This window comes from Microbacterium sp. NPDC077663, assembly GCF_044542795.1.
Taxonomy (GTDB): domain Bacteria; phylum Actinomycetota; class Actinomycetes; order Actinomycetales; family Microbacteriaceae; genus Microbacterium.
This window is the reverse complement of record NZ_JBITVE010000001.1, coordinates 598,895-623,668: the sequence shown is the minus strand read 5'-3', so window position 1 is coordinate 623,668 and position 24,774 is coordinate 598,895. Positions and strand designations below refer to the sequence as shown.

At 71.3% G+C, this 24,774-nt stretch carries 21 protein-coding genes; 13 read left to right on the top strand and 8 right to left on the bottom strand.

Annotated elements, in window-relative coordinates:
• Positions 1-9: 9 nt before the first annotated feature.
• From ACIGEP_RS03040 to hrpA, 8 genes are read left to right on the top strand one after another with little or no spacing between them, the layout of a single operon-like run.
• Positions 10-999 carry an AAA family ATPase gene (locus tag ACIGEP_RS03040; RefSeq protein WP_396660155.1) on the top strand — a complete coding sequence of 330 codons (990 nt, stop codon included), beginning with the start codon at positions 10-12 and terminating at the stop codon, positions 997-999.
• Positions 996-2,345 (top strand): DUF58 domain-containing protein, encoded by a 1,350-nt coding sequence (locus tag ACIGEP_RS03035; RefSeq protein WP_396660154.1) that lies wholly within the window; start codon positions 996-998, stop codon positions 2,343-2,345. Before ACIGEP_RS03040 ends, ACIGEP_RS03035 begins: the two co-directional genes overlap by 4 nt.
• Entirely contained in the window at positions 2,342-4,831 is a 2,490-nt protein-coding gene (locus ACIGEP_RS03030; protein ID WP_396660153.1) for a transglutaminase domain-containing protein, read from the top strand. Before ACIGEP_RS03035 ends, ACIGEP_RS03030 begins: the two co-directional genes overlap by 4 nt.
• A 48-nt stretch (positions 4,832-4,879) precedes the next feature.
• Entirely contained in the window at positions 4,880-6,061 is a 1,182-nt protein-coding gene (locus tag ACIGEP_RS03025; RefSeq protein WP_396660152.1) for an FHA domain-containing protein, read from the top strand.
• On the top strand, positions 6,058-6,903 hold the full coding sequence (locus ACIGEP_RS03020) for a PP2C family protein-serine/threonine phosphatase (protein ID WP_396660151.1): 846 nt from the start codon (positions 6,058-6,060) through the stop codon (positions 6,901-6,903). The genes ACIGEP_RS03025 and ACIGEP_RS03020 overlap by 4 nt, the downstream gene beginning before the upstream one ends.
• Positions 6,896-7,384, top strand: coding sequence for a hypothetical protein (locus tag ACIGEP_RS03015; RefSeq protein WP_396660150.1), 489 nt, complete (start codon positions 6,896-6,898; stop codon positions 7,382-7,384). The genes ACIGEP_RS03020 and ACIGEP_RS03015 overlap by 8 nt, the downstream gene beginning before the upstream one ends.
• Before the next feature lie 14 nt (positions 7,385-7,398).
• Entirely contained in the window at positions 7,399-8,127 is a 729-nt protein-coding gene (locus ACIGEP_RS03010) for a hypothetical protein (protein WP_396660999.1), read from the top strand.
• Between the two features lie 37 nt (positions 8,128-8,164).
• A complete protein-coding gene (hrpA, locus tag ACIGEP_RS03005) occupies positions 8,165-12,043 on the top strand; it encodes an ATP-dependent RNA helicase HrpA (protein ID WP_396660149.1) in 3,879 nt (1,292 codons plus the stop codon).
• A 2-nt stretch (positions 12,044-12,045) separates the two neighbouring features.
• Here hrpA and ACIGEP_RS03000 read toward each other — a convergent pair whose 3' ends face one another.
• Positions 12,046-13,389, bottom strand: a complete 1,344-nt coding sequence (locus tag ACIGEP_RS03000; RefSeq protein WP_396660148.1) for a M20/M25/M40 family metallo-hydrolase — start codon at positions 13,387-13,389, stop codon at positions 12,046-12,048.
• Positions 13,390-13,437: 48 nt separating this feature from the next.
• Here ACIGEP_RS03000 and ACIGEP_RS02995 point away from each other — a divergent pair, with 48 nt between their 5' ends.
• Entirely contained in the window at positions 13,438-14,418 is a 981-nt protein-coding gene (locus tag ACIGEP_RS02995) for a Gfo/Idh/MocA family protein (protein ID WP_396660147.1), read from the top strand.
• 9 nt (positions 14,419-14,427) lie between these two features.
• On the opposite strand, the gene ACIGEP_RS02990 is transcribed toward ACIGEP_RS02995, so the two are convergent.
• From ACIGEP_RS02990 to ACIGEP_RS02960, 7 genes are all read right to left on the bottom strand, one after another.
• Complete coding sequence (locus ACIGEP_RS02990) at positions 14,428-14,790, bottom strand: PLD nuclease N-terminal domain-containing protein (protein WP_396660146.1); 363 nt, start codon at positions 14,788-14,790, stop codon at positions 14,428-14,430.
• A gap of 90 nt (positions 14,791-14,880) precedes the next feature.
• A complete protein-coding gene (locus tag ACIGEP_RS02985; protein ID WP_396660145.1) occupies positions 14,881-15,021 on the bottom strand; it encodes a hypothetical protein in 141 nt (46 codons plus the stop codon).
• A 1-nt stretch (position 15,022) separates the two neighbouring features.
• Complete coding sequence (gene mmsB, locus ACIGEP_RS02980; RefSeq protein ID WP_396660144.1) at positions 15,023-16,255, bottom strand: multiple monosaccharide ABC transporter permease; 1,233 nt, start codon at positions 16,253-16,255, stop codon at positions 15,023-15,025.
• Between the two features lie 17 nt (positions 16,256-16,272).
• Positions 16,273-17,802 carry a multiple monosaccharide ABC transporter ATP-binding protein gene (gene mmsA, locus ACIGEP_RS02975; RefSeq protein ID WP_396660143.1) on the bottom strand — a complete coding sequence of 510 codons (1,530 nt, stop codon included), beginning with the start codon at positions 17,800-17,802 and terminating at the stop codon, positions 16,273-16,275.
• Positions 17,803-17,892: 90 nt separating this feature from the next.
• Positions 17,893-19,023, bottom strand: a complete 1,131-nt coding sequence (chvE, locus tag ACIGEP_RS02970; protein ID WP_396660142.1) for a multiple monosaccharide ABC transporter substrate-binding protein — start codon at positions 19,021-19,023, stop codon at positions 17,893-17,895.
• A gap of 97 nt (positions 19,024-19,120) precedes the next feature.
• Positions 19,121-19,822: a class II aldolase/adducin family protein gene (locus ACIGEP_RS02965; RefSeq protein ID WP_396660141.1), complete on the bottom strand. Its 702-nt coding sequence runs from the start codon at positions 19,820-19,822 to the stop codon at positions 19,121-19,123.
• A 123-nt stretch (positions 19,823-19,945) separates the two neighbouring features.
• The gene (locus ACIGEP_RS02960; protein WP_396660140.1) at positions 19,946-20,956 is read right to left on the bottom strand and encodes a LacI family DNA-binding transcriptional regulator; all 1,011 of its coding nucleotides are present in this window, start codon (positions 20,954-20,956) and stop codon (positions 19,946-19,948) included.
• A gap of 161 nt (positions 20,957-21,117) precedes the next feature.
• Between ACIGEP_RS02960 and ACIGEP_RS02955 the strand changes: the two genes are divergently transcribed.
• Genes ACIGEP_RS02955 through ACIGEP_RS02940 form a run of 4 tightly spaced genes read left to right on the top strand, consistent with a single transcriptional unit; the run spans position 21,118 to position 24,772 of the window.
• Complete coding sequence (locus ACIGEP_RS02955) at positions 21,118-21,624, top strand: hypothetical protein (protein WP_396660139.1); 507 nt, start codon at positions 21,118-21,120, stop codon at positions 21,622-21,624.
• Positions 21,625-21,634: 10 nt separating this feature from the next.
• Entirely contained in the window at positions 21,635-22,498 is an 864-nt protein-coding gene (locus ACIGEP_RS02950) for an NYN domain-containing protein (RefSeq protein ID WP_396660138.1), read from the top strand.
• A gap of 43 nt (positions 22,499-22,541) precedes the next feature.
• A complete protein-coding gene (locus ACIGEP_RS02945) occupies positions 22,542-23,723 on the top strand; it encodes an ROK family transcriptional regulator (protein ID WP_396660137.1) in 1,182 nt (393 codons plus the stop codon).
• On the top strand, positions 23,720-24,772 hold the full coding sequence (locus tag ACIGEP_RS02940; RefSeq protein WP_396660136.1) for a substrate-binding domain-containing protein: 1,053 nt from the start codon (positions 23,720-23,722) through the stop codon (positions 24,770-24,772). Before ACIGEP_RS02945 ends, ACIGEP_RS02940 begins: the two co-directional genes overlap by 4 nt.
• Positions 24,773-24,774 lie beyond the last annotated feature (2 nt).

Sequence of the window (24,774 nt, the reverse complement as noted above, 5' to 3'; positions counted from 1 at the left end):
AGGACCACGATGACGATCACCCAGGAGCAGAGCGCCTGGTTCGCCGACACGTTCACGAAACTCGTCGAGAACGTCGAGCAGGTCGTGCTCGGCAAGCGGCACGTCATCGAGCTGGCCTTCACGACGATGATCTCCGAAGGTCACCTGCTGCTCGAGGACTACCCCGGCACGGGCAAGACCTCGCTCGCGCGCGCGATGGGTCGCTCGGTCCAAGGGACGAGCTCGCGCATCCAGTTCACGCCCGATCTGCTGCCCGGCGACGTCACCGGCATCACCGTCTACGACCAGCGCCGGGGCGAGTTCGAGTTCCACCAGGGGCCGATCTTCGCCAACGTCGTGCTGGCGGACGAGATCAACCGGGCGTCGCCGAAGACCCAGTCCGCGCTCCTGGAGGTCATGGAGGAGGGTCATGTCACGGTCGACGGGATCACGCGCGGCGTCGGCGTGCCCTTCCTGGTCGTGGCGACGCAGAACCCCGTCGAGCAGGCGGGCACCTATCGACTGCCCGAGGCGCAGCTGGACCGCTTCCTCATGAAGACCTCGCTCGGCTATCCCGACCGCGCCGCGACCATCCGGATCCTCGACGGGTCCGGCGACGGCCCTCGCGAGGTCGGCCCCGTCATCACCCCGCAGGGGGTCGTCAGCATGGCCGACATCGCTCGCGGTGGTCATCTGAACCCGCTCGTGCTCGACTACATCGCCCGCATCATCGAGGCGACCCGGCTCGCGCGCGAGGTGCGCCTGGGCGCGAGCGTGCGCGGCGCCCTCGCCCTGACGAAAGCGGCCCGCACGTGGGCGCTCGCGCACCGCCGCACGTACGTGACTCCGGACGACGTGAAGGCGCTCGCCGTCCCCGTCCTCGCCCACCGCTTAATCCTCGATCCCGAGGCGGAGTTCGACGGTGTGACGGCCGAGGCGGTCGTCGGCCAGGTGCTGCTGGACGTCGTGCCGCCCTCGCAGGAGCGCTCCGACGAGCGCGGTCGGCGAGAGAACGTGTGAGCTCGTCGACCGAGTCCCGCCTCACCCGGACGTCGGCGGCGACCGGGTACACCCGCACGGGTGTCGGGGTCGAGCGGGGCACCACGGAGCTCGCCGTGCGCGGCCTCCAGGGGTGGCGCCGGCTGCGCCGCGCGGCCGCTCGCACCGCGCGCGGGGTCGCCGAGACGGTGTCGCCCGCGGGCTGGGTCGTCGTCGCGGTCGCGGCGATCGACCTCGCGGCCGGGCTCGTCTTCGGCCTCCTCGAATCCGCTGTCGCCGGCGGGGCCGCGGCGGTGCTCCTGCTCCTGTCGGTGCCCTTCCTCTTCGGCGCCCGGGCGTACGAGGTGGCCCTGCGCCTCGCGCACGACCGCGTCGTCGCGGGCACCCCCGTCGAGGGGCGGCTCGTCGTCAGGAACATCGGACGCCGCGCGGCCCTTCCGGGGCGGGTGGACCTCCCGGTGGGCGACGGCCTCGTGGACGTGCACGTCCCCCTGCTGCGGCCGCGGCACGAGATCTCCGAGACGGTCGTCATCCCGACCAGCCGACGCGGCATCGTGACCGTCGGTCCCGCCCGCACGGTCCGCGGGGATCCTCTCGGCATCCTCACCCGCGAGGCCACGTGGCAGGAGACGCACACGCTCTACGTGCACCCCGTGACGACCGCGTTGCGCAGCACCGCGACCGGTCTGATCCGCGACCTCGAGGGCAGCCCGTCGCGGACGATCGTCGACGCCGACTTCTCCTTCCACGCGCTGCGCCCGTATGTGCCGGGCGATTCGCCCCGGCAGGTGTACTGGAAGTCGACCGCGAAGACGGGCGCCATGATGGTGCGCCAGTACGAGGAGACCCGCCGCTCCCGCATGATCCTCGTGCTGGCGCGGGGTCAGGACGAGTACGCGGACGACGACGAGTTCGAGCTCGCGGTCAGCGCCGCGGCATCCATCGGGGTCCGCGGCATCCGCGACGGACGCGACGTCGACGTCGTCGCCGGCGCCGAGATCCCCGAGTTCGCCCGCGGTCGGATGCGGACCTTCCGCACGCTCACGACGGTCTCGACGCGGACCCTGCTCGACGATCTCGCGGGGATCGATCGCGGCGTCAACCCGAGCCCCCTCCGCGAGGTCGCCTCGCTCGCCTCGGCGCGCCACGCCGACGCCTCGATCGCCTTCCTCGTCTGCGGGTCGCCCCTCACGCCGTCGCAGCTGCAGAGCGCCGCGCTCGCCTTCGGCCCCGAGGTCGCGGTCGTCGCCCTCGTGTGCGCACCGATGGCGGAACCGGGTATCCGGCGGCTCGGGAGCATGACGGTCGTCTCCATCGGACTGCTCGACGACCTCCGTCAGCTCCTCGCGAAGGGCGCTCAGTCGTGACCGCCCCGGCCGAGCAGGCACCCGCCCGGCGGACGGCCCGGCGGCGTCGCCGCGCGCCCTCGCGGGCGGGATTCCTGATCGGCCAGGCTCTCGTGCTCGATCTCCTCCTCGCCGTGGGCGCCGTCGCCACCTGGCCGATCTACCGGAGCATGGCACTGATCCTCGCCCTCGGCGTCGGGATCGCGGCCGGTCACGTCGTCGCCGCCGTCGGAACGCGATGGAACTGGTCCGGCTGGTGGGTCGCCGTCGCCACCCTCGCCGTCTACGTGGCGATCGGGGTGCCCGTCGCCGCCACCGGCTCTCTCTCCTCCCCCGACGCGGCCCTCCGCGCCCTCGTGGACGTCGCGACGGCTCCCGTCACCGGCTGGAAGGACCTGCTGACCCTCGAACTCCCCTTGGGCTCGTACCAGGCGACGCTCGCCCCTCCGCTCCTCGTGTTCCTCGGCTGCACCGTCGCGGCGCTGTCGATCGCCTGGCGCAGCACGAGATGGTGGATGCCGGCGGTCCCCGTCGCCCTCCTCCCCACCGCCTTCGGGGTCGCCTTCGGCGCACGGTCGCTGTCGGCTCCCCTGCGGCTGGGCGTGCTCGCGGTCCAACCCGAAACCCTCATCGGCGTCGCCGCCGTCGTGACCGCTCTCGTTGCAGTCGTGTGGCGGTCCGGGCACGACCGTCGGCGCGCGCTGGCCACCGCCGCCGCCGCGTCCGGTGTCACCCGCGGTCGCGGTGGACGCCTCCGCGGGCTCGCCGCGCGCACGACCACCGCCACCGGGATGGTCGTCGCCGCGGCGGCCGTCGCCGCGCTGTGGGGTCCCTGGGCGCTCGCCGACCAGCCGCGCGAGGTGGCGCGGAGCGTCGTCGACCCGGTGCTCGAGCTCGAGCGTGCGCCGAGCCCGCTCGCGGCGTTCCGGGCGTCGTTCGACGACGACCGGTACGACGAGACGCTGTTCACCGTCGCGCCCTCGCAGGGTGTCGATCGGGTCCGCCTCGCGACCCTCCCCTTCTACGACGGGCGCACGGTTCGCGCGACCGCGCCGGATGCCGGCCCCACCGACCCGTCGACGTCCTTCACCCGCGTGCCGTCCCGGCTCGTCGCGGACGCCGCCGGCGAGGTCACCGTGGCCGTCCGCATCCAGGCCGGTACGGGGATCTGGGTGCCCACCGTCGGGGACCTGCGCGCGCTGTCGTTCGAGGGGTCCCGTGCCGCCGAACTCGCCGAGGGCTTCTTCTACAACGCCGCGACGGGCGCCGCGATCGACATCGCCGACCCCGGCCTCGGCGACGGGGACGCCTACCGTCTCGTCGCGACGGTTCCGCCGGCGTCCCCGCCCGTGGCATCCCTCACCCCGTCGCGGAGCGGTGCCTCGCTGCCCGCCGAGGTCGTGCCCGCGTCACTCACCGAATGGATGGAGACGCAGAACGCGGGAACCGGGGGCGCGGCGCTCGACACGCTGCTCGGGCGACTGCGCGACCGAGGCTATCTCAGCCACGCCCTGCTCCTTCCCGACGGTGACGGGCCCACCTGGTTGCGCGACCTCGGCGAGGCGGGCTTCGAACCGTCCCGCGCCGGGCACTCCACCGATCGCATCGGCGCACTGTTCACGCAGCTGATCGAGCGCGAGTCGAGCACCCCGGGCGGCTCCGACGCCGATCTCGTGGCCGCGGTCGGCGACGACGAGCAGTTCGCCGTCGCCGCCATGCTCATCGCCGATCAACTCGGCTTCGACGCGCGCGTCGTGGTGGGGACACGGCTCACCACGACCGCGGACCTCCCCGTGTGCGAGGACGGCACGTGCCGCGGCGGCGACCTCGCCGCGTGGATCGAAGTGGCGGATGCCGCGGGCCGGTGGGTCCCGGTCGATGTGACCCCGCAGCACGAGAGCTTCCCCTCCCCCGATGTGGACCAGCGCCGCGACCCCGAGAACCCGACCGAGGTGCGCCGGGACGAGGCGGAGCCCGTCCTCCCCGCCGACGCGTCGCCCTCCGACGGCGAGCGCAGCGAGCCCGAAACCGCACCGCGGGAAGCCGACCTGTCGGCGCTGTGGACCGCGGTCCGGATCGGCGGCGTCTCGCTGCTGGCGATCGTCGTGCTGTTCGGCCCGCTCGTGACGATCCTGACGGTGAAGGCCCTCCGGCGCCGCGGCCGGCGACGGGGCGACGTCGCCGCGCGGTTCACCGGCGGGTGGGAGGAATACGTCGACACGGCGGTCGACCACGGCTACACCGCGCCCGCCCACCTCACCCGACAGGAGCTCGCACGCCTGTTCGCCGGCGACGCGGAGGACGCGTCCGGCGTACGCCTGGCGACGTGGGCGGACCGGTCCGTGTTCGACGTCGCTCCGCCGACCCCGGCCGAGAACGACGAGTTCTGGCGGATCGTCGCGGCGGAACGTGCGCGCTTCGCGGCGGAGAAGGGCTTCTGGGCGCGGATGAGGGCGCGCCTGTCGCTGCGCTCCCTGCTCCCGCGCGGACGCGCCGGGCGCCGATAAGGTGTGCGGGGCGGTATCGACGGAATCGATGACGGAGGGCGAGCACAGATGCAGAGCGTGATCATGGAGGTCGCTCCTCCGGCGGCGGTCGCCGAGGCGGCCGGGGCCGCCGCGGGCGTCGCCGTCGCAGCCCTGCTGTTCGCCGCCGTGCAGCTGATCCTCGCCGCCGGCCTCTACGTGTGGACGGCTCTCGCGCTCGCCGCGGTCTTCCGCAAGGTCGACCGACCCGCCGCCCGCGCATGGATCCCGGTCCTCAACCTCTGGACCCTCTTCGAGGTCGCCGGAATGAAGGGATGGTGGGCGCTCGTGCTGATCGGCGGGGGCTTGCTCACCACGGTCCTCGCCTCGGTCACCAACGCACTGTTCATCGCGTCCGCTCAGAACGCTGCCTTCGGCGGATCCGGCGGCGACGCCGCGGGCGCGCTCCTGGGCGCCACGCTCGTCCCGATCGTCCTGCTCCTGATGTTCCTCGCGGGCGCCGTCATCCTCCTCATCCGGATGATGGGCCCCCTGAACCGCGGTTTCGAGCGGGGTGCCGGCTTCGTCCTGCTCGGCGTCATCCTCCTCCCGGTGTGGGCCTCCCTCATCGGGTGGGGATCGGCACGATGGCGGGGGCTGGCTCGCGGCGGCCTGCCGCCCACCCCGTTCGCTCAGGAGCCTCAGCCCGCCGCGTCGGCCTCGTCCGTCCCCGCCGACACGACCGCGTTCGCGCCCCCCGCCACGGCTCCCTTCCCCGCCGCCGCGCCCGTTGCGGCATGGTCGCCGCCGCCGCTCGGACCGTCGCCAGCCGCCGCGCCCCCCGCCGCACCCGCGGTCCCGGCGGTCGCACCCGCGGCGCCGGCGTCCGCCCTGCCGCCGACGACCGGCGAGGTCGAGGAGCACACGGTGCTCGCTGCACACCGCCGCCCGAGCGCATCGCTGCGCCTGCCAGACGGGCAGACGATCGCACTCCCCAGTGATCTCGTCGTCCTCGGACGCAATCCGAGCCCGCCCGCCGACGCCGCCGGAGCCCACCCCGTCGCGGTCGACGACGCGACGCGAACGGTCTCGAAGACGCACGCGTTGCTGCGACGAGGACCCGAGGGATGGACCGTGACCGACCTCTCGTCGACCAATGGCGTGATCGTCGGCGACGGCGACACCGAGATCGCGGTCGGCACGGCGGTTGCCGTGTCGGGCCGCTTCCTCCTCGGCGACGCGGAACTCTTCCTCGACACGGGGGCACGATGACCACCGAGCGGCCGCTGCACGTCGACGTCATCAGCGGCTCACTCACCGACACCGGTCTGCGGCGCCGCGTCAACGAGGACGCGCACCTGGCGAGCTTCCCCGTGTTCATCGTGGCCGACGGCATGGGTGGTCATGAAGCGGGCGACCGCGCCGCCGCTGCCGTCATCGACGCGTTCCGCGGGTTCGTGGGGCGCAGCGACGTCGCGCCCGAAGAGGTCGCCGAGGCGGTCCACGCCGCGCACCGCGCCGTCGGCGCGATCGCGCGGGGCACGACACGCGGGGCCGGCTCGACCCTCACCGGCGTCGTGGCGGTGCACCACGACGGCGAACCGCGATGGCTCGTCGTCAACATCGGCGACTCGCGCGTCTACCGCCTGATCGCGGAGCGCTTGGAGCAGCTGACGATCGATCATTCGATCGCGCAGGAGATGGTGGATGCCGGGCGCCTCGCCCGCGCGGACATGTCGTCCTTCGAGGGGCGCAACGTCATCACCCGTGCCGTCGGCGGCGAACGCAGTCCCGCGGACTTCTGGCTGCTGCCGGTCGTCACCGGCGAGCGCCTGCTGGTGTGCTCCGACGGTCTGTCGGGCGAGATCACCGACGAAGCGATCCGGGCAGGTCTGCTCAGCGGCGCCTCCCCCTCCCAGACGACGGGTGCCCTCGTGGCGCAGGCCCTGGCTCACGGCGGTCGTGACAACGTGACGGCGATCGTCGTCGATGTGGTGGGCGGCGGCATCCACCCCCGCCTCGAGGACACGACCGGCGGGCTCGTCACGAGCGAACCGGCGACGGGCACGATCGAGGTCGAGACCGTGCCCTCGCAACGGAGACGCCATGACTGACCCGCTCGACGATCAGACCCACCGCGTGCCTCGCACCCGCCGCGACCTGCGCGCCGATCGCGAGGACGTCACGCGCATCGTCGCCCGCCGCACGGCCGCCCCCGTCGGCCCGGCCGCCGCCGGGGAGGACGAGACGGTGATCGCGGACCGGCACACCGATGACCCGACCCGCGGGACGGCGCGGCGTGTCACGCCCCGGGTGACCACCGGCGGCACGGCCATCGCGCACGGGCGTGCGGACACCCCGCGGACGGCTTCGGCGCCCGGCACCCTGGTATCCCATCCCGTCTACGGACCCCGCCGCACCCAGACCGGGCCATCGGTCGTGCGCACCGAGATCGCTCCACCGGCCGCGGCGGCGCCCGCAGCGCCGCGGCGATCGCACGGCGGGGTCCTGCTGCTCGTCGCCCTCGCGGGGACGGCGATCGTCGCCGCCGCCGTGTGGGGCATCATCGTGATCGTCCAGGGGGGAATCGGATGACGGAGGACATCGAGATGACGGCCGAGACCGAGGCCGCCGAGCTCGGGATCGAATTCTGTGGCGAGTGGTTCCATCCCTCGCCGGGCGAGACGTTCTCGATCGGCCGCGACGCCGACCTGGTGATCGACACCAACCCGTACCTGCACCGCCGACTCCTCGAGATCGAGTCGTCCCAGGGGATGTGGTGGCTGACCAACACGGGACGGTCGATCTCGGTCGCCCTCGCCACGGCCGACGGCGCCTACCAGGCGATGCTCGGCCCGGGCACGAGGGTGCCGCTGGTCTTCCCCGAACTGGTCGTCATGTTCACCGCCGGCGCGTACACGTACGAGTTCACGATCCGCAACGGCGCCGCCCGCTTCACCGGGCGCATCTCGCCCCTCGAGGGTGACAGCACCGACGGCGGCACGACGATCGGTGCGGTGCCGCTGACGGCGAGCCAGCGGCTGCTGCTGATCGCCCTGTGCGAGCCGATCCTGCGCGGCGGGATGATGGGGTCCTCGCAGATCCCCTCCTCCGCGAAGGCCGCCGAGCGTCTGGGCTGGCCTCTCACGACGTTCAATCGCAAGCTCGACAACGTCTGCGACAAGTTCGATCGCGAGGGCGTCCAGGGCCTCCGGGGCGGCGCCGGCAAGCTCGCCACCAATCGACGCGCGCGCCTGGTCGAGCACGCCGTCCTCTCCCGTCTCGTGACGGCGGCGGACCTGCCCCTCCTCGACGCCCCGCAGGCCGCCGAGCGCTGAGCCGCGGGCATCCGCCTGCGCGATAGCATCGAAGGCTGTGTCCGCACCCGCCCCCGTCCTCTCGTATCCCCCGGAGCTGCCCGTCAGCGCCGCGCGGGACGAGATCTCGCGCGCCATCGCGGAGAACCAGGTCGTCATCGTCGCCGGCGCCACCGGCTCGGGCAAGACGACGCAGCTGCCCAAGATGTGCCTCGAACTGGGCCGCTCGCGCATCGCGCACACCCAGCCGCGACGGATCGCCGCCCGCTCCATCGCCGAACGCCTCGCCCACGAGGTGCAGGTGCCGCTCGGCGGCGCGATCGGCTACAAGGTGCGTTTCACCGACGAGGTGACCGACGCGACGCAGGTCACGCTGATGACCGACGGCATCCTCCTCAACGAGATCCACCGCGACCGGCTGCTGCGCCGCTACGACACGATCATCGTCGACGAGGCGCACGAACGGTCGCTCAACGTCGACTTCCTGCTCGGCTACCTCGCCCGCATCCTGCCCGAGCGTCCCGACCTGAAGGTGATCATCACCTCCGCGACGATCGACCCCGAGAGCTTCGCAGCGCACTTCGCCGCGACGACGGCGGACGGCGAGCGCATCCCCGCCCCGATCATCGAGGTGTCGGGACGCACCTACCCGGTCGAGATCCGCTACCGCGCGCACGACACCGAGTCCGAGGACGACGTCGACGGTCTGCTCGCGGCGCTGCGCGAACTCGACCGCGAGCCCGACGGCGACGTGCTCGTCTTCCTGCCCGGTGAGGCCGAGATCCGCGATGCGATGGATGCCGTCCGCGGCCTCTACGCGAACGACGCCCGCCCCACCGAGGTACTGCCCCTGTTCGGGCGGCTCTCGTCCGCCGAGCAGCACCGCGTGTTCGAGCCGTCCGCGGTCGCCGGGGTGAGGCGGCGGATCATCCTCGCCACGAACGTCGCCGAGACGAGCCTCACGGTCCCCGGCATCCGGTACGTCGTCGACACCGGCACGGCGCGCATCTCGCGTTACAGCGTGCGCTCGAAGATCCAGCGGCTGCCGATCGAGGCGATCTCGCAGGCTTCGGCGCAGCAGCGCTCCGGTCGCGCCGGCCGCACCTCGGCCGGCATCGCGATCCGCCTCTACGGCGAGGACGACTTCACGGCGCGGCCCGAGTTCACCGAGCCCGAGATCCTCCGCACCTCTCTCGCCTCGGTCATCCTGCAGATGCTGTCCCTCGGCTTCGGCGACGTCACCGAGTTCCCGTTCCTCACGAAGCCCGACAGCCGTGGCGTGAAGGCGGCCGTGGAGCTGCTCACCGAACTCCGCGCGGTGGGCGGGCGCACCGGCGCCCTTCGCCTGACGAGCCTCGGGCGTCGCATCGCCCGCCTGCCGATCGACCCGCGCTTCGCCCGGATGCTGCTCGAGGCCGAGAAGCTCGGCGTCTCGCGGGACGTCCTCGCGATCGTCGCGGGCCTCTCGATCCAGGACGTCCGCGAGCGTCCCGAGGAGCGACGCGAGGAAGCCGACCGCCTGCATGCGCGCTTCGTCGATCCCACGAGCGACTTCCTCACCCTGCTGAACCTCTGGAACCACCTGCGCGAGCAGCAGCGCGAGCTCGGCTCGAGCGCGTTCCGACGGCTCTGCCGCAGCGAGCACCTCAACTACGTGCGGGTGCGCGAATGGTTCGACGTGCACCGTCAGCTCTCGACCCTGTCGCGCTCGGGTTCGCCGAAGGATGCCCCGCGCCAGCCGGCGGGAGCCGCCGACCCCGATGCGCTGCACCGTGCGATCCTGTCGGGGCTGCTCTCGCACATCGGCATCCTCGACACCCGCTCGGTGACGACCGACCCCGCGAAGAAGAACGCACGGAAGCCCCTCCCGCAGTACCGCGGTGCGCGTGGCGCGTCGTTCGCGATCTTCCCCGGCTCCGGACTGCGCAAGGCCTCCCCCGACGCCGTCATGGCCGCCGAGCTCGTCGAGACCTCGCGACTGTTCGGCCGCACCGTCGCCGCGATCGACCCGGCCTGGGCCGAAGACCTCGCTGGCGACCTCGCGCACCGCAGTCTCAGCGACCCGCACTGGTCGAAGGATGCCGGTGCCGCCGTCGCCGCCGAGAAGGTGACGCTCTTCGGGGTCGAGATCATCCCCCGCCGGCGGGTGCAGCTCGCCCGCCGCGACCGCGACCTCGCACGTGAACTTTTCCTGCGCCACGCGCTCGTCGAAGGCGAGTGGAACAGCCAGCACCTCGACAAGCGCCTGACCGCGTTCGAGCGCCGCAACGGCGAGCTCCGTCGTCAGCTCGAGCGCATCGAGGAACGCGAACGTCGCCGCGACATCCTCGTGGGCGACGAGGCGGTCTATGCGTTCTACGACGCCCGCGTGCCCCACGACGTCTTCGACGTGCGCTCCTTCGAGGCGTGGTGGCGCGAGACGCAGCCGCGCACCCCGAAGCTCCTCGACATGACCGAGGCCGACCTCCTCGGCGAGTCGGCCCGCACCGACGAGCGCGACTTCCCCGCGCGCTGGCGCCAGGGCGATCAGGTGCTCTCCGTCGCCTACCGCTTCGAGCCGGGCGCCGCCGACGACGGCGTGAGCGTCGTCGTTCCCCTCGCCCTCCTTGCGCAGCTGCGCCCGGACGGGTTCGACTGGCAGGTGCCGGGGATGCGGGACGAGCTCGTCACGGCGCTGATCAAGGCGCTGCCGAAGACGATCCGCCGACACGTGGTGCCGGCCGCGGACTGGGCGGCGACCCTCGGCGACGAGCTGCGCGGATCCGGCCCCGAGGACACCGACGGGCTCCCCGCCTCGACGCTGCGAGCGGCGCTGGCTGCGCGGATCCAGCGGGTCGCTCATCAGCCGGTCACCGAGCGGGACTTCGACCTGGACCGGGTCCCCGCGCACCTCACGGTGTCGTTCCGCGCCGTCGATCAGCGCGGCCGCACGGTCGGGTCGTCCCGCGACCTCCGCGACCTGCAGGACAGGTTGTCCGGGCGCGCCCGGGAATCGGTGGCCCGGTCGCTCCGCCCGACGCACGCGCCGGGACCGGCGGCATCCCCCGCCGCGGCCGTGGCGGCCGCGAGCGCCCCGATCGAACGCACGGGCATCACGACGTGGGACGTGGGCGATCTGCCCCTCGTCGTCGACACGAAGGTGGCAGGCGGCGTCGTACGCGGCTACCCCGCCCTCGTCGATGCGAAGGACTCCGTGTCGCTGCGCATCGAGGCGACCGCCGACCGGGCGGCCGAGCTCACCCGCGCAGGAGTCCGTCGCCTGCTGCTGCTGTCCGTACCCTCCCCGACGGCCTACGTCCTCGACCACCTCACGTCGGCCGAGAAGCTGGCCCTCGCCGCCTCGCCGTACCCGTCCGCGAAGGCGCTGATCGAGGATGCGCGCGTCGCCGTGGCCGACGAGGTCATGGGCGACACCGTGATTCGCACCGAGTCCGGGTTCACGGCCGCGCGCGACGCCTTCTCGAGCCGCGTCGTCGACGAGCTCTTCCAGACGGTGTCGCTGGCCGCCCGCATCCTCACCCTCCAACGTGACGTCGAACGCGCCGTCAAGAACCAGAACTCGATGACCCTCTTGGCGGCGCTCGGCGATGTGAAGGGCCAGCTCGCGGCGCTCGTCCACCCGGGCTTCCTCTCGCGCACCGGCACCACCCGACTCGCCCACCTCCCCCGCTATCTGCAGGGGGCGAAGGAACGAGTCGACGCCCTGGCCGACAACCCGGGTCGCGACCGTCAGCGGATGACCGAGTACGAGCGCGCCGCCGCCCTGTTCACGGATGCCGGGGGCGCCCTGCCGCTGCCGGCCGGCGCGCCCGCGCACCTCGCCCACGCGCGCTGGCTGCTCGAGGAGTTCCGCGTCAGCCTGTTCGCCCAGCGCCTCGGCACGGCCGAACCCGTCTCGCTGCAGCGCATCTCGAGGGCGCTCTCCGAGCGCGGCTGAGGTCAGCTGGCCCGCACCAGGTCGCGGTAGAACTCGATCCCCCGCAGCCACGAGCCCACCCGGATGCGCTCGTTGTGCGAGTGGAGAGCCTCGCGCTCACCGCGCGTCAGGTGGAACGGTGTGAACCGGTAGACGTGATCGCTGATCACCGTGAACCAGCGACTGTCGCTCGCACCGAGTTGGATGTACGGCGTCGCGACGACGTGCTCGCCGAGCGCCGACGCCGTCGCGGCGACGAGGCGGTTCCAGGCGGCGCCCGACCACGGCGACACCGGTGAGGGCTCGGAGGCGGACTCGACCTCGATCTCGATGTGGCGGTCGGCGACGACCCGACGGATGCGGGCGGCGGCGGACGCCGCTGTGTCGCCGGGCAGCAGGCGCACGTTGACGCTCGCGCGGGCGGAGGTCGCGAGCACGTTGGCACCGGCGGCACCGGCGAGCTCGGTCACCACCGCGGTCGTCCGCACGAGCGCGTTCAGCTCGGGACCGAATCGGGGGAAGACCTTGGTGAGCAGCCTCCCGGTGACGCCGATGCTCGCGAACACCGGCCGCAGCGGCCCGGTCGTGTGCGGCGCCAGGGTCTCGAACATCGCGCGCACGGGCGGCACGAGCCGGGTGGGGAACGGGCGGCGATGAAGCCGCAGGACGGCGCGTGCGAGCCGTGCGGTCGCCGGATCGCGGGGCGGGGTCGACGCGTGCCCGCCCGGTTCGCGAGCCGTGAGGTGCACCGTCATCACGCCGCGCTCGGCCACGCCGATGACCGCCGTGGGGACCTTGACGCCGGGGATCGCACCCTCCACCACCGCGCCCCCCTCGTCGAGCACGAGCGAGGGCCGCACCCCGCGCCCCCGGAGCACCTCGACGATCGCCTGCGCACCGTCGCCGGCGATTTCCTCGTTGTGGCCGAACGCCAGGTAGACGTCGCGCTGAGGCGTGAAGCCCTCGGCCACGAGGGCCTCGACCGCCTCGAGGATCGCGACGAGCGAGCCCTTGTCGTCGACCGCGCCACGCGCGTGGATCTCGGCCTCCTCGCCGGTTCCGACCATCTCGGCGGCGAACGCGGGATGCGCCCATTCCTCCGCGACGACGGGCACGACGTCGATGTGCGCCATGAGGACCAGCGGGGCCGCGGCATCCGCCCCGCGCCAACGGTAGAGAAGCGAGTAGCCGCCGACGACGTCGCGCTCGAGGGCGCCGTGGAGGGACGGGTAGAGCCGGGCCACCGCGTCGCGGAAGGCGACGAACGCGGTGTCGTCGGCGGCGGGGTCATCCGTCGGCATCGACACCGTCGGGATCCGCAGGAGTTCGCGGAACCGCTCCAGGGCGGCGTCGTCGGTTCGGGTCACGATCCGACTCTAGATCGGCCGCCCGCCCCGCGCCGATAGGCTCGGGCCATGACCTCTCTTCGCTGGGGAATCCTGGCCACCGGCGGCATCGCGCACGCCTTCACGTCCGATCTGAAGACAGCCGGCCTCACGGTGACGGCGGTCGGGTCCCGACGACTCGACTCCGCGCAGGAGTTCGCGGAGAAGTACGGGATCCCCCGCGCCCACGGGTCGTACGAGGAGCTCGTCGCCGACCCCGAGGTCGACATCGTCTACGTCGCGACACCGCACAGCCACCACCTCGCAGGCGCCGCCCTGGCGCTCGAGCACGGCAAACACGTCCTCATCGAGAAGCCCCTCACCCTCGACGCCGACCAGGCCGTCGTGATCCGCGACCTCGCCGCCGACCACGACCTGCTGGCGATGGAGGCGATGTGGACGCGCTACCTGCCGCACACGGTGCGCCTGCGCGAGATCCTGGCGGACGGCGTCATCGGCGAGGTGCGGGTCCTGAGCGCCGACCACACGCAGAACATCACCGATGACCCCACGCACCGTCTGAACGACCTCTCGCTCGGCGGCGGCGCGCTGCTCGACCTCGGCATCTACCCGGTCTCCTTCGCCTGGGACATCCTCGGCGAGCCCAGCGAGGTCCGGGCGAGCGGCCGGCTCGGTGAGACGGGCGCCGACACGGATGTCGCGATCGCCATGGTGCACGCGGGCGGCGGTGTGTCCTCGCTCCTCACCTCGTCGCGTGCGGCAGGTGCCAACGCGGCCCAGATCGTCGGCACGGCGGGACGCATCGAGATCGACGGCGTCTTCTACGCGCCCACGAGCTTCCGCGTCTTCGACCGGGACGGCACCGTCGTCGAGGAGTTCCGCTCCGAGATCGACGGCCGCGGGATGCAGTTCCAGGCGCTCCACGCCGAGGAGCTCATCTCCCAGGGCCGCATCGACGGCGACATCCTGCCGATCGACGAGAGCGTGGCGATCATGGGCACGCTCGACGAGATCCGCCGACAGATCGGCGTCGTCTACCCGCGCAGCTGAGAGCCGGGATCAGGCCGGTTCGCCGGATTCCCGACGTCGGCGCGCGAGCTCGGCCCGCAGCCGCTCCTCCTCGATCTCGCGTTCGAGATCGGCGAGCTGCTGCTCGGTCGACCGTGCGTCGCGGCGCCCCACCGGCGGCGCCGGCGGCTCGGTGGCCCACGGCGCGAACTGCGGCGGACGGCTGACCTCGCGGCGCGGGTACTCGCGGCCGATCGCGAACCACAGCACCGTGCCGAGGAACGGCAGCAGGATCACGACGAACAGCCACACCGTCTTGGGCATGTGCTTCACCAGGCTCTGATCGCGCGTGATGATGTCGATGAGCGCGAAGATCATGCCGGCCAGGACGACGAGCGAGACCAGATAGGGCATGCGGCCGAGTCTATGAGTGGGCGGTGAACGACCGCATCCCCTCTTCCACAGCAGGAGGAGGGGATGCGGTCGGCCGGTGAGCAGGCCTGTTCAGCCGGTGGTCAGGGCACCGATGAGGCCGCTCACGACCATGTAGAGCCCCACGGCGCCGCCGCAGATCCACATCGTGATCCGCGCGGTCGTGGGACCGGGACGGTCGAGGTCGCTGCGCGAGGACGCGTTCTTCGCCATCTCAGTGACCCGACCGACGCTTGTTGTAGACGTCGAAGGCGACCGCGAACAGGAGCACGAGGCCCTTGACCGCCTGCTGCCAGTCGATGCCGATGCCCATGATCGACATGCCGTTGTTGAGGACACCGATGATGAGTCCACCGATGATCGCGCCGCCGATCGTGCCGACGCCGCCTTGCACTGCCGCGCCGCCGATGAAGGCCGCCGAGATCGCCTCGAGCTCGAAGCCCTCACCGGCCTTGGGACCGGCGAGGTTCAGGCGAGCGGTGAAGATGAGGCCGGCGAGAGCCGCCAGGACGCCCATGTTCACGAACAGCCAGAAGTCGACGCGACGCGTCTTGATGCCCGACAGCTCCGCCGCGTGGCGGTTGCCGCCGATCGCGTAGATGTGACGACCGAAGACGGTGCGGTTCATGACGATGCCGTACACGAGCACGAGGACGGCCAGCACGATGAGCGTCACCGGGATGCCCTTGTACGAGGCCAGCGCGAGGGTGAACCAGCCGATGACGACCGCGACGAGGGCGAGCTTGGCGATGAACCAGAGCAGCGGGTCGACGTCCTGGTCGTACTTCTGCCGGCCGAGGCGGGTGCGCACCTGCTGCACCGCGAGCGCGACGATCGCGACGGCGCCGATCACGAGGGTGAACAGGTCGGGATCGGACTCGCCGAACAGGCCGGCGAGGAAGCCGTTGCCGAGCGAGCGGTACTCCGTCGGGAACGAGCCGATGTTCTGGTTGCCGAGCACCACGAGCGCGAGTCCGCGGAAGATGAGCATGCCCGCCAGGGTGACGATGAAGGCGGGGATGCCGACGTAGGCGACCCAGAAGCCCTGCCAGGCGCCGACGAGGGCACCGATCAGGAGCGAGAGGATGATCGCGACGCCCCACGGCAGGCCCCAGTGGACCGCCAGGACGCCCGAGACGGCACCGATGAAGGCGGCGACCGAGCCGACGGACAGGTCGATGTGACCCGCGATGATGATCATCACCATGCCGATGGCCAGGACGAGGATGTACCCGTTCTGGACGACGAGGTTCGACAGGTTCTGCGGACGCAGCAGGATGCCGTCGGTGAGGATCGCGAACAGGACGACGACCGCGATCAGGGCGATGAAGATGCCGTTGCGGCCGAGGTCGGACAGGACCGTCGTCAGCCAGCGGGTGACGCGGTTGTCGGCGGGGTTGATGCCGCCGCCGGCGGCGGTCTCCGGGGGTGTGGTGGTGTTCGACATGTGTGTCTCCTGCCCCGTCAGCGGGGCTTCTCCATGGTCATGAGCTTGAGGACGTGTTCGGGTGTGGCTTCGCTGATCGGCACCTCGCCGGTGATGCGACCCTCCGAGAGCGCATACACGCGGTCGGAGATGCCGAGCAGCTCGGGGAGCTCCGACGAGATGACGATGACGCCCTTCCCGGCGGCGGCGAGCTTGTTGATGATCGTGTAGATCTCGTACTTCGCCCCGACATCGATGCCGCGGGTGGGCTCATCGAGGATCAGCACCTCGGGGTCGGAGTAGATCCACTTGGAGAGGACGACCTTCTGCTGGTTGCCGCCGGAGAGCTTGCCGGTCTTGGCGAGCACGGTCGGCGCCTTGATGTTCATGCTCTTGCGGTACTGGTTGGCGACGGCGAACTCCTCGTTGTCGTCGACCAGGCCGGCCTTCTCGAGCTTCTTCAGCGACGCCATCGAGATGTTGCGCTTGATGTCCTCGATGAGGTTCAAGCCGTACGTCTTGCGATCCTCAGTCGCGTAGGCGAGACCGTTCGCGATGGCCTCCGACACGGTGCGGGTGCGGATCTCCTTGCCGCGCATGAAGACCTTGCCCGAGATGCGGGTGCCGTAGCTGTGTCCGAACAGGCTCATCGCGAACTCGGTGCGTCCCGCTCCCATGAGCCCGGCGATGCCGACGATCTCGCCCGCGCGCACCGTGATCGACACGTCGTCGACGACGACACGGGTCGGGTCCTGCGGGTGGTGCGCGGTCCAGTTCTCGACGCGCAGCAGCTCGTCGCCGATCTGCGGTTCGTGGTCGGGGTAGCGGTGCTCGAGGTCGCGGCCCACCATGTCCTTGATGATGCGGTCCTCGGTGACGTCGGACTTCGCGATCGTCTCGATCGTCTTGCCGTCGCGGATGACCGTGACGGCGTCGGCGACCTTCTTGATCTCGTTCAGCTTGTGACTGATGATGATCGACGTGATCCCCTCCTCGCGGAGGCTGAGGATCAGGTCGAGCAGGTGGTCGGAGTCCTCGTCGTTGAGCGCGGCGGTCGGCTCGTCGAGGATGAGGAGCTTGACCTCTTTGGAGAGGGCCTTGGCGATCTCGACGAGCTGCTGCTTGCCGACACCGAGCTGATTGACCTTCGTCGTGGGGTTCTCCCGCAGGCCGACGCGCTTGAGCAGCTCTGCCGCTTCGAAGTTGGTCTTGTTCCAGTCGATCAGGCCGCCGGCGCCCGTCCGCTCGTTGTTGAGGAAGATGTTCTCGGCGATCGACAGGTAGGGGCTGAGCGCGAGCTCCTGGTGGATGATGACGATGCCGCGCGCTTCGCTGTCGCGCAGACTCTTGAACTCGACGACATCGCCGGCGTAGTGGATCTCGCCGTCGTAGGTGCCGTGCGGGTAGACGCCCGACAGCACCTTCATGAGCGTCGACTTGCCCGCGCCGTTCTCGCCGCAGATGGCGTGGATCTCGCCACGCTCGACGGCGAAGTTGACGTTCGACAGCGCCTTCACGCCCGGGAACGTCTTGGTGATGCCGCGCATCTCGAGGATGGTCTCGGTCACGATCTCCGACTTCCGTGAGGGATGGATGGGGGTGCGTCGGCGGCGAGGCGAACCTCGCCGCCGACGCGGATGGTCAGTGGTGGACAGGGGTCAGAGCCCCAGTTCCTCCGCCGTCCAGTAGCCGGTGTCGACCAGGGCCGACTGCACGTTGTCCTTGACGACCGGGACCGGCGCCAGCAGGTACGACGGGACGACCTTGACGTCGTTGTCGTACGTGGTGGTGTCGTTGGTCTCGGGCTCCTCGTCGTTCAGCACGGCCACGGCCATGTCGGCGGCGACCTTGGCGAGCTCGCGGGTGTCCTTGAAGATCGTCGCGTACTGCTCGCCGCTCAGGATGGCCTTGACCGAGTCGACCTCGGCGTCCTGACCGGAGATGATCGGCCACTCGTCACCGACGGAGTAGCCGGCGTCGGCCAGAGCCGAGATGATGCCGCGCGAGATGCCGTCGTAGGGCGAGAGGACCGCGTCGACCTGCGTGCCGTCGCTGTAGTTCGCCGTCAGGATGTCCTCCATGCGGCTCTGCGCGGTCTCACCGTCCCAGCGGAGCGTCGCGGCCTGCTCGATGCTCGTCTGCCCCGACTTCACGACGAGGGTGCCCTCGTCGATGTAGGGCTGGAGGACGTCCATCGCGCCGTTGAAGAAGAAGAACGCGTTGTTGTCGTCCAGCGAGCCGGCGAACAGCTCGATGTTGAACGGCCCCTCGGGCGCGCCGTCGACGGGGTTGCCCTCGAGGTCGGTCAGACCGAGACCGTTCAGGACGGTCCAGGCCTGCTGGTTTCCGACGAGCTCGTTGTCGAACGTCGCGTAGTAGTCGACGTTCTCGGTGCCCTTGATGAGGCGGTCGTAGGCGATGACCGGGATGTCGGCATCCGCGGCGTTCTGCAGGGCCTCGGTCAGCGTCGTGCCGTCGATCGAGGCGATGATGAGCGCCTCGGCGCCCTTGGTGATCATGTTCTCGATCTGCGAGACCTGGGTGGGGATGTCGTCCTCGGCGTACTGCAGGTCGACCTTGTAGCCCTGGTCCTCGAGGGCCTTCTTGACGGCGTCGCCGTCCTGGATCCAGCGCTCGGAGCTCTTGGTGGGCATCGCGACGCCGATGAGGCCGCCGTCGCCGCCGCCCTCGTTGCCGCCGCCCCCGGCGGTGTTGCCGCCACCGGCGCATGCCGTGAGTGCGAGGGCGCCGGCTGCGATGCCGACGAAGATGATCCTCTTGAGTTTCACTGTGTTTCCTTTCCCGTGGACTTCGGTGTCGTGGTGTTCGGTTGGTGCATTCGACCTGGTGAGGGTCTTTGTGGAGGTGGCCGCGCCCGGTATCGGGCTACCGGCGGCCGTCGGTGATCGGTTCCCGCAGGAGTCGAGCGCGGCCCGAGAGATCCGCGATCGACTCGGCGGAGAGGGGTTCGGCGTCGCCGGCGACGGCCGCGAGGGTCGCCGTACGGGCGACGCCTTCGAGGATCTGCGCGGTCCGGACCGCCTCGCGGGAGGAGGCGGCCGCGCAGAAAGCGCCGAGGCCCGCCACGAGGACGACGGATGCGTCGTCGCCGCGCAGCGCCTCGATGAGCTCCGCCGGATCGACCCGCGGGCCGGCGAGAACCGGCACGGTCCCGCCGAACTCGCGCGCGGCCTGCGCGGTGAGGCAGGGGATCTCCCGCCCGCGCGCCGCCCACGCCGCCGCGTGACCGGTCTCGAGGTGCACGAGCGCCGTCGCGCCGTCGAGCTCGCGCAGGACCGTCGCGTAGAGCTCGACGTCGGCGGGACGGACACCGCTCTCGCCCGGTGTACCGGCGACCGGCTGACCGGTCAGCGACAGCACCATCATCTTCTCGGGAGTCGGTTCGTCCTCGACGTCCGTCGGACGGGTGACGAACAGGTCCGCGCCGGGGACGCGTTCGCAGAGGGTCGCCGCGACGAGACCGCGACGGGAGAGGTCGACCAGCAGAGATGCCACGCGCTCGCGGATGCGTGCGACGGCGACCTCGGTCTTCACCCCGCTCACGTAGCGCTCGTCCTTCGACGCCATTGCACGACTCCTTCGTCTTGCGCGGTCGCCGTCACCCGGATGGGGTGACGACCATGTGACCGTTCACATCGGAGATGATGCACCCAAGATCACGGAGATGTCAAACACGACGCGCCGCGGGGTTCAGAGCCGGCCCGCGGGCGCGGTCGACGAGCGCACGATGAGCTCCGGCGCGAGGGCGGCGGAGGGCGCGGACGCACCGTCGTCGAGCAGGACTTCGACGCATCGGCGACCGAGCTCAGCGAAGTCCTGACGCACGGTGGTCAGCGGCGGCCAGAAGTGACCGGCTTCGGGGATGTCGTCGAACCCGACGATGCTGACGTCCCGTGGACAGTCGAGCCCCTCGTCGCGCACGGCGTGCAGCAGCCCCAGAGCCATCTGGTCGTTGGAGGAGAAGATCGCGGTGAAGTCGCGATAACGCAGGAGTTCCCGCCCCGCGTAGTAGCCGAAATCAGCGGTCCAGTCCCCCAGGATCGGGGCGGTCGTGGCGAGGTCCCACGCGTTGATCTCCTCGAGGAACCCCGTCATGCGCGCCTCGGCCTCCATCCAGTCCTGCGGACCGGCGAGGTGGTAGATCGACCGATGCCCGAGCTCGATGAGATGCCGCGTGGCCAGACGGGCACCGGTGATCTGGTCGACGGCGACGGAATGCCCGGCGGTCTGATCGGTGGACTGCAGCGTCACGAAGGGGACGTCCACGGCGTGCGCGGCGATCGCGCGGATGACCCGCACCTGAGGCGCGATCACCACGAGACCCTCGACGGACTGCGCCATGAGGTGCGCGATGCCGTCGGGGATCGACTGCGGATCCCCGGGGTCGATGTTCGCCGTCGAGACCCAGTACCCGCGGGCCTGGGCGGCCGCCTCGATGGCGGCGATCGACGAGGCGGGGCCGTACTGCGTCGCCGATGCGGCGAGGATGCCGATGGTGCGCGACCGGCTCGTCACGAGCGCGCGCGCCGCGCGGTTCGGGCTGTACGAGAGCTCACGCATGGCCGCCAGCACCCGATCCCGGGTCTCCGGACGGATGCTGGGATGGTCGTTGAGGACGCGTGACACCGTCTGGTGCGAAACCTCCGCGAGGCGCGCGACATCGCGGATACTCGGTCTCCGGCCGGCGGCATCGTCGCTCATCGGGCCCCTTGCTGAATGTTCACGGTCACATGGATCCAGCGCCATTATGCACGCGAACCCCTGCCACACACCCTATGTCCCGCGGATTCCCCGCTCTCGCGTGTGACAGACGACCTCTGTCACATCAGGCCGGACGCCGATTCCGCACCTAAGCTGACCGCATGTCCGACCTCTCGCGCCACCTGCCGCTCAGCAACCGCGAGCGTGTCGACGAGTCCACCGTGACGGGCGACTGGCGAGAGGCGCTGGCCGACGTCGTCCTGCTGGCGGCGCCTCTGATCGCGTCGCCCGACGACGCGACGCGGTTCCTCGCCGATGCGGGCCTCGATGCGACGCCGCCGCTGGCCGAGGTGGCGGCGGACATCCGCGCCGGGCGGCGGCGACGCATCCGTTCACTCGTCGACGCCACCCGCGCCCTCCTCGCGCTCGCGGACGACCGCCCCGTCGACCTGCCGGCTACCGTGAGCGGTGCCGTCGCGCTGTATGCCGTGACGCGCATGCCCTTCGACCGCCGCGCCGCCGTCTCGGGCGCGACCCTCGTGGCCCAAGATTCCGGCTGGTCGCTCGGCCGCGGCCCGGCTCGGCCGGCGTCGGCGCGCGACATCCTGACTTTCGTCCTGGGTCTCGGCGACACGGTTCCCGGGACATCTCCGGGCCGCGAACTGTAAGACTGGGGGGATGCCGGATTCCTCCACCCCCCGCGTCGCGGTCTACCTCGATTTCGACAACATCGTCATGAGTTGGTACGACCGGGTGCACGGTCGGAACAGCTATTCACGGGATCGACAGCGGATCGCCGCGGATCCCGATGAGAAGGAGATCGCCGAGCGCCTCTCCGCGGCCATGATCGATGTCGGCGCGATCATGGACTACGCCGCCTCCTTCGGCACCCTGGTCCTGACACGTGCCTATGCGGACTGGTCCTCGCCGGTCAACTCGCTCTACCGGCAGCAGCTCGTCGCCCGCGCGGTCGACCTCGTGCAGCTGTTCCCCGCGGCGGCGTACGCGAAGAACGGCGCGGACATCCGCCTCGCCGTCGACACCGTCGAGGACCTGTTCCGGCTCCAGGACCTCACCCACGTCGTCATCGTGGCAGGCGACAGCGACTACGTCCCCCTCGCGCAGCGGTGCAAACGCCTCGGCCGCTACGTCGTCGCGGTCGGCGTCGCCGGATCGACGGCCAAGTCCCTCGCCGCCGCGTGCGATCAGTTCGACGCGTACGACTCGCTCCCCGGCGTGACCGTCACCCATAGCGAGCCCGCACCGGAGACAGCGCCCACGACGGGGCGACGGCGCCGCAAGACGGTGGATCCCGTCGAGCAGCTGCTCTCGCGTGCGCTGCGTCTGGAGCACGAGCGCACCGACGAGGAGTGGGTGCACCTGTCGGCCGTGAAGAACCTGCTGAAGCGGATGGATCCGTCCTTTAGCGAGAAAGCTCTCGGGCACCGCTCGTTCTCGGACTTCGTCAAGGACCACTCGAGCATCGCGGAACTCGACGAGAGCACGAACATCGTGCGCGTCCGCCTCGTCGACGCCGGCTGACCCGGTCCGGCCGCAGTCGGCGCCCGCGCGGTAGGGTGTCCCCGTGGCTCGCCGGTCAACACCGCCCGGCTCGCAGTCCTCACTGCGAGAAGCGAATCGTGCACGTCTGCTCGATTCGCTCAAGCGGCATGGGCGCCTGACGCAGATCGAGCTCGCCGGAGCGACCGGCCTCTCCCCCGCGACGGTGTCGAACATCGTCAAGGAACTCACCGCCACCGGGGTGCTGCACACCTCGTTCACCTCGCGCAGCGGCCGACGCGCCACACTCGTCTCGCTGGCACGGCAGGTGGGCCTGGTGGCCGGGGGGCACTTCTCGACCCGCAAGCTGCACGTCGCGATCGCCGACGCGACCCGCTCGGTCGTCGCCGAGACCTCGCTGCCGCTCGCGCCGGATCACCGTCACGACGCCGAGCTCGATCGATTGAGCCTCCTCCTGGGCGACATGGTCGAGGGCCTGGGCGGATCGCTGTCGGACCTCCTCGCGGTGGGGCTCGCAGTCCCCGCACCCGTCGACCCGCGCACCTCCGTCATCTCGACACCCGGGCTGCTGCCGGGATGGGACGGCGTCGACATCGCGCGCAGCCTGTCGGCCCGCATCGGCCGCCCCGTCCACGTCGACAGCGAGGCCAACCTCGGTGCCCTCGCAGAGGCACGCGAGGGCGCCGCCCGCGGCGCCTCCTCCTCGGTGTACATCACCGTCGGCCATTCGATCAGCGCCGGGCTGCTCGTCGACGGAGACCTCTTCCGCGGCGTGAGCGGCCGCACGGGTCAGATCGGACACATGACGATCGACGAGAACGGCGCCCACTGCCGCTGCGGCAACCGCGGCTGCCTCGAGACCGTGGCCGCCGGGCCGGCGCTGCTCGCGGGATTCAGTGAGGCCGACGGCATCCATCGCCTTCGTGATCTCGTGACGGCGGCGGGCGACGGCGTCGCGGCGGCCCAGCGCACGATCGCGGATGCCGGGCGCCACATCGGCATCGCCGCGGCGAGCCTGTGCAACCTCATCGACCCCGAACGCATCGTCGTCGGAGGCGAGCTCGCGCGGGCGGGCGAGATCCTGCTCGCGCCCCTGCGCCACTCCCTCGAGCGGTCCGTGCTCGGCGGCGGCGTCCCCGAGATCGTCGCGTCGGACTTCGCCGAGTGGGCGGAGACCCGCGGAGCCATCGCGCTCGCACTCGATCACGTCGCGGTGGACGCAGAACTGGTCGCGTTCCCCGCATGAGACGGCTGTGCGCCGCCCTGCTCGTGGTGGGGGCAACGGCCGCCGCACTCTCGGGGTGCGCGCTGCCCGACAACTCCCCCGGCCGCACGACGATCGCCCTCCTCCTGCCCGACAAGAAGACCGCGCGGTACGAGACCTTCGACCGGCCGGTCTTCGAGGAGCGCATCGCCGAACTCGGCGACGCACAGGTGCTGTACACGAACGCGGATCAGGATGCCGCGCGCCAGCAGCAGCAGGCGGAATCCGCCCTCGCGGCGGGCGCCGCCGTGCTCGTGCTCGACCCCGTCGACGGGCGCGCCGCCGCCTCGATCCTCGCCGCGGCGACCGCCGAGGGCGTTCCCGTGATCTCTTACGACCGAATGATCGTCGGCGGCGGGACGCCCGCCTACTACGTGTCGTTCGACAACGAGCGGGTCGGCGAGCTGCAGGCCCAGGCGCTCGTCGCGGGGCTCGAGCGCGAGGGGCGGACGGACGGCGGCATCCTCATGGTCCACGGCTCGCCGACCGACAGCAACGCCGCGCAGTTCCGCGAGGGTGCCCGCCAGGTCATCGCCGACGCGGGGCTTCGCATCCTGGCCGAGTACGACACCCCCGACTGGAGCCCCGACAAGGCGCAGGCCTGGGTCGCCGGGCAGATCGCCCAGTACGGCGACGAGATCGTCGCGGTGTACGCCGCGAACGACGGCACGGCCAGCGGCGCGATCGCCGCCCTCCGCGCGGCCGATGTCTCGCCGTTCCCTCTCGTCACCGGGCAGGACGCCGAGCTGACCGCGCTCCAGCGCATCGTCTCGGGCGATCAGTACATGACCGTCTACAAGGCCCTGCGCACCGAGGCGACCATCGCCGCCGACGTCGCGACGGCCCTCGCCGCCGGCGACCGGCCCGCTGGCGACACGACCGTCGACGGCATCCCTGCGACCCTGCTCACACCGGTCGCGGTCACCGTCGACGACATCGCCACCACCGTCGTCGCGGACGGGTTCTGGACGGTGGCGGAGATCTGCACCCCGGCCTACGCCGAGGCGTGCGCCGCGGCGGGACTGGAGTGATC

Bases quoted from the DNA above. Each gene is read 5' to 3' on its own strand.
- ACIGEP_RS03040 (WP_396660155.1), top strand. From the start codon at position 10: ATGACGATCACCCAGGAGCAGAGCGCCTGGTTCGCCGACACGTTCACG.
- ACIGEP_RS03025 (WP_396660152.1), top strand. From the start codon at position 4,880: ATGCAGAGCGTGATCATGGAGGTCGCTCCTCCGGCGGCGGTCGCCGAG.
- ACIGEP_RS03020 (WP_396660151.1), top strand. From the start codon at position 6,058: ATGACCACCGAGCGGCCGCTGCACGTCGACGTCATCAGCGGCTCACTC.
- ACIGEP_RS03015 (WP_396660150.1), top strand. From the start codon at position 6,896: ATGACTGACCCGCTCGACGATCAGACCCACCGCGTGCCTCGCACCCGC.
- ACIGEP_RS03010 (WP_396660999.1), top strand. From the start codon at position 7,399: ATGACGGCCGAGACCGAGGCCGCCGAGCTCGGGATCGAATTCTGTGGC.
- ACIGEP_RS02995 (WP_396660147.1), top strand. From the start codon at position 13,438: ATGACCTCTCTTCGCTGGGGAATCCTGGCCACCGGCGGCATCGCGCAC.
- ACIGEP_RS02990 (WP_396660146.1), bottom strand. From the start codon at position 14,790: ATGCCCTATCTGGTCTCGCTCGTCGTCCTGGCCGGCATGATCTTCGCG.
- ACIGEP_RS02985 (WP_396660145.1), bottom strand. From the start codon at position 15,021: ATGGCGAAGAACGCGTCCTCGCGCAGCGACCTCGACCGTCCCGGTCCC.
- mmsB (WP_396660144.1), bottom strand. From the start codon at position 16,255: ATGTCGAACACCACCACACCCCCGGAGACCGCCGCCGGCGGCGGCATC.
- ACIGEP_RS02965 (WP_396660141.1), bottom strand. From the start codon at position 19,822: ATGGCGTCGAAGGACGAGCGCTACGTGAGCGGGGTGAAGACCGAGGTC.
- ACIGEP_RS02960 (WP_396660140.1), bottom strand. From the start codon at position 20,956: ATGAGCGACGATGCCGCCGGCCGGAGACCGAGTATCCGCGATGTCGCG.
- ACIGEP_RS02955 (WP_396660139.1), top strand. From the start codon at position 21,118: ATGTCCGACCTCTCGCGCCACCTGCCGCTCAGCAACCGCGAGCGTGTC.
- ACIGEP_RS02950 (WP_396660138.1), top strand. From the start codon at position 21,635: ATGCCGGATTCCTCCACCCCCCGCGTCGCGGTCTACCTCGATTTCGAC.
- ACIGEP_RS02940 (WP_396660136.1), top strand. From the start codon at position 23,720: ATGAGACGGCTGTGCGCCGCCCTGCTCGTGGTGGGGGCAACGGCCGCC.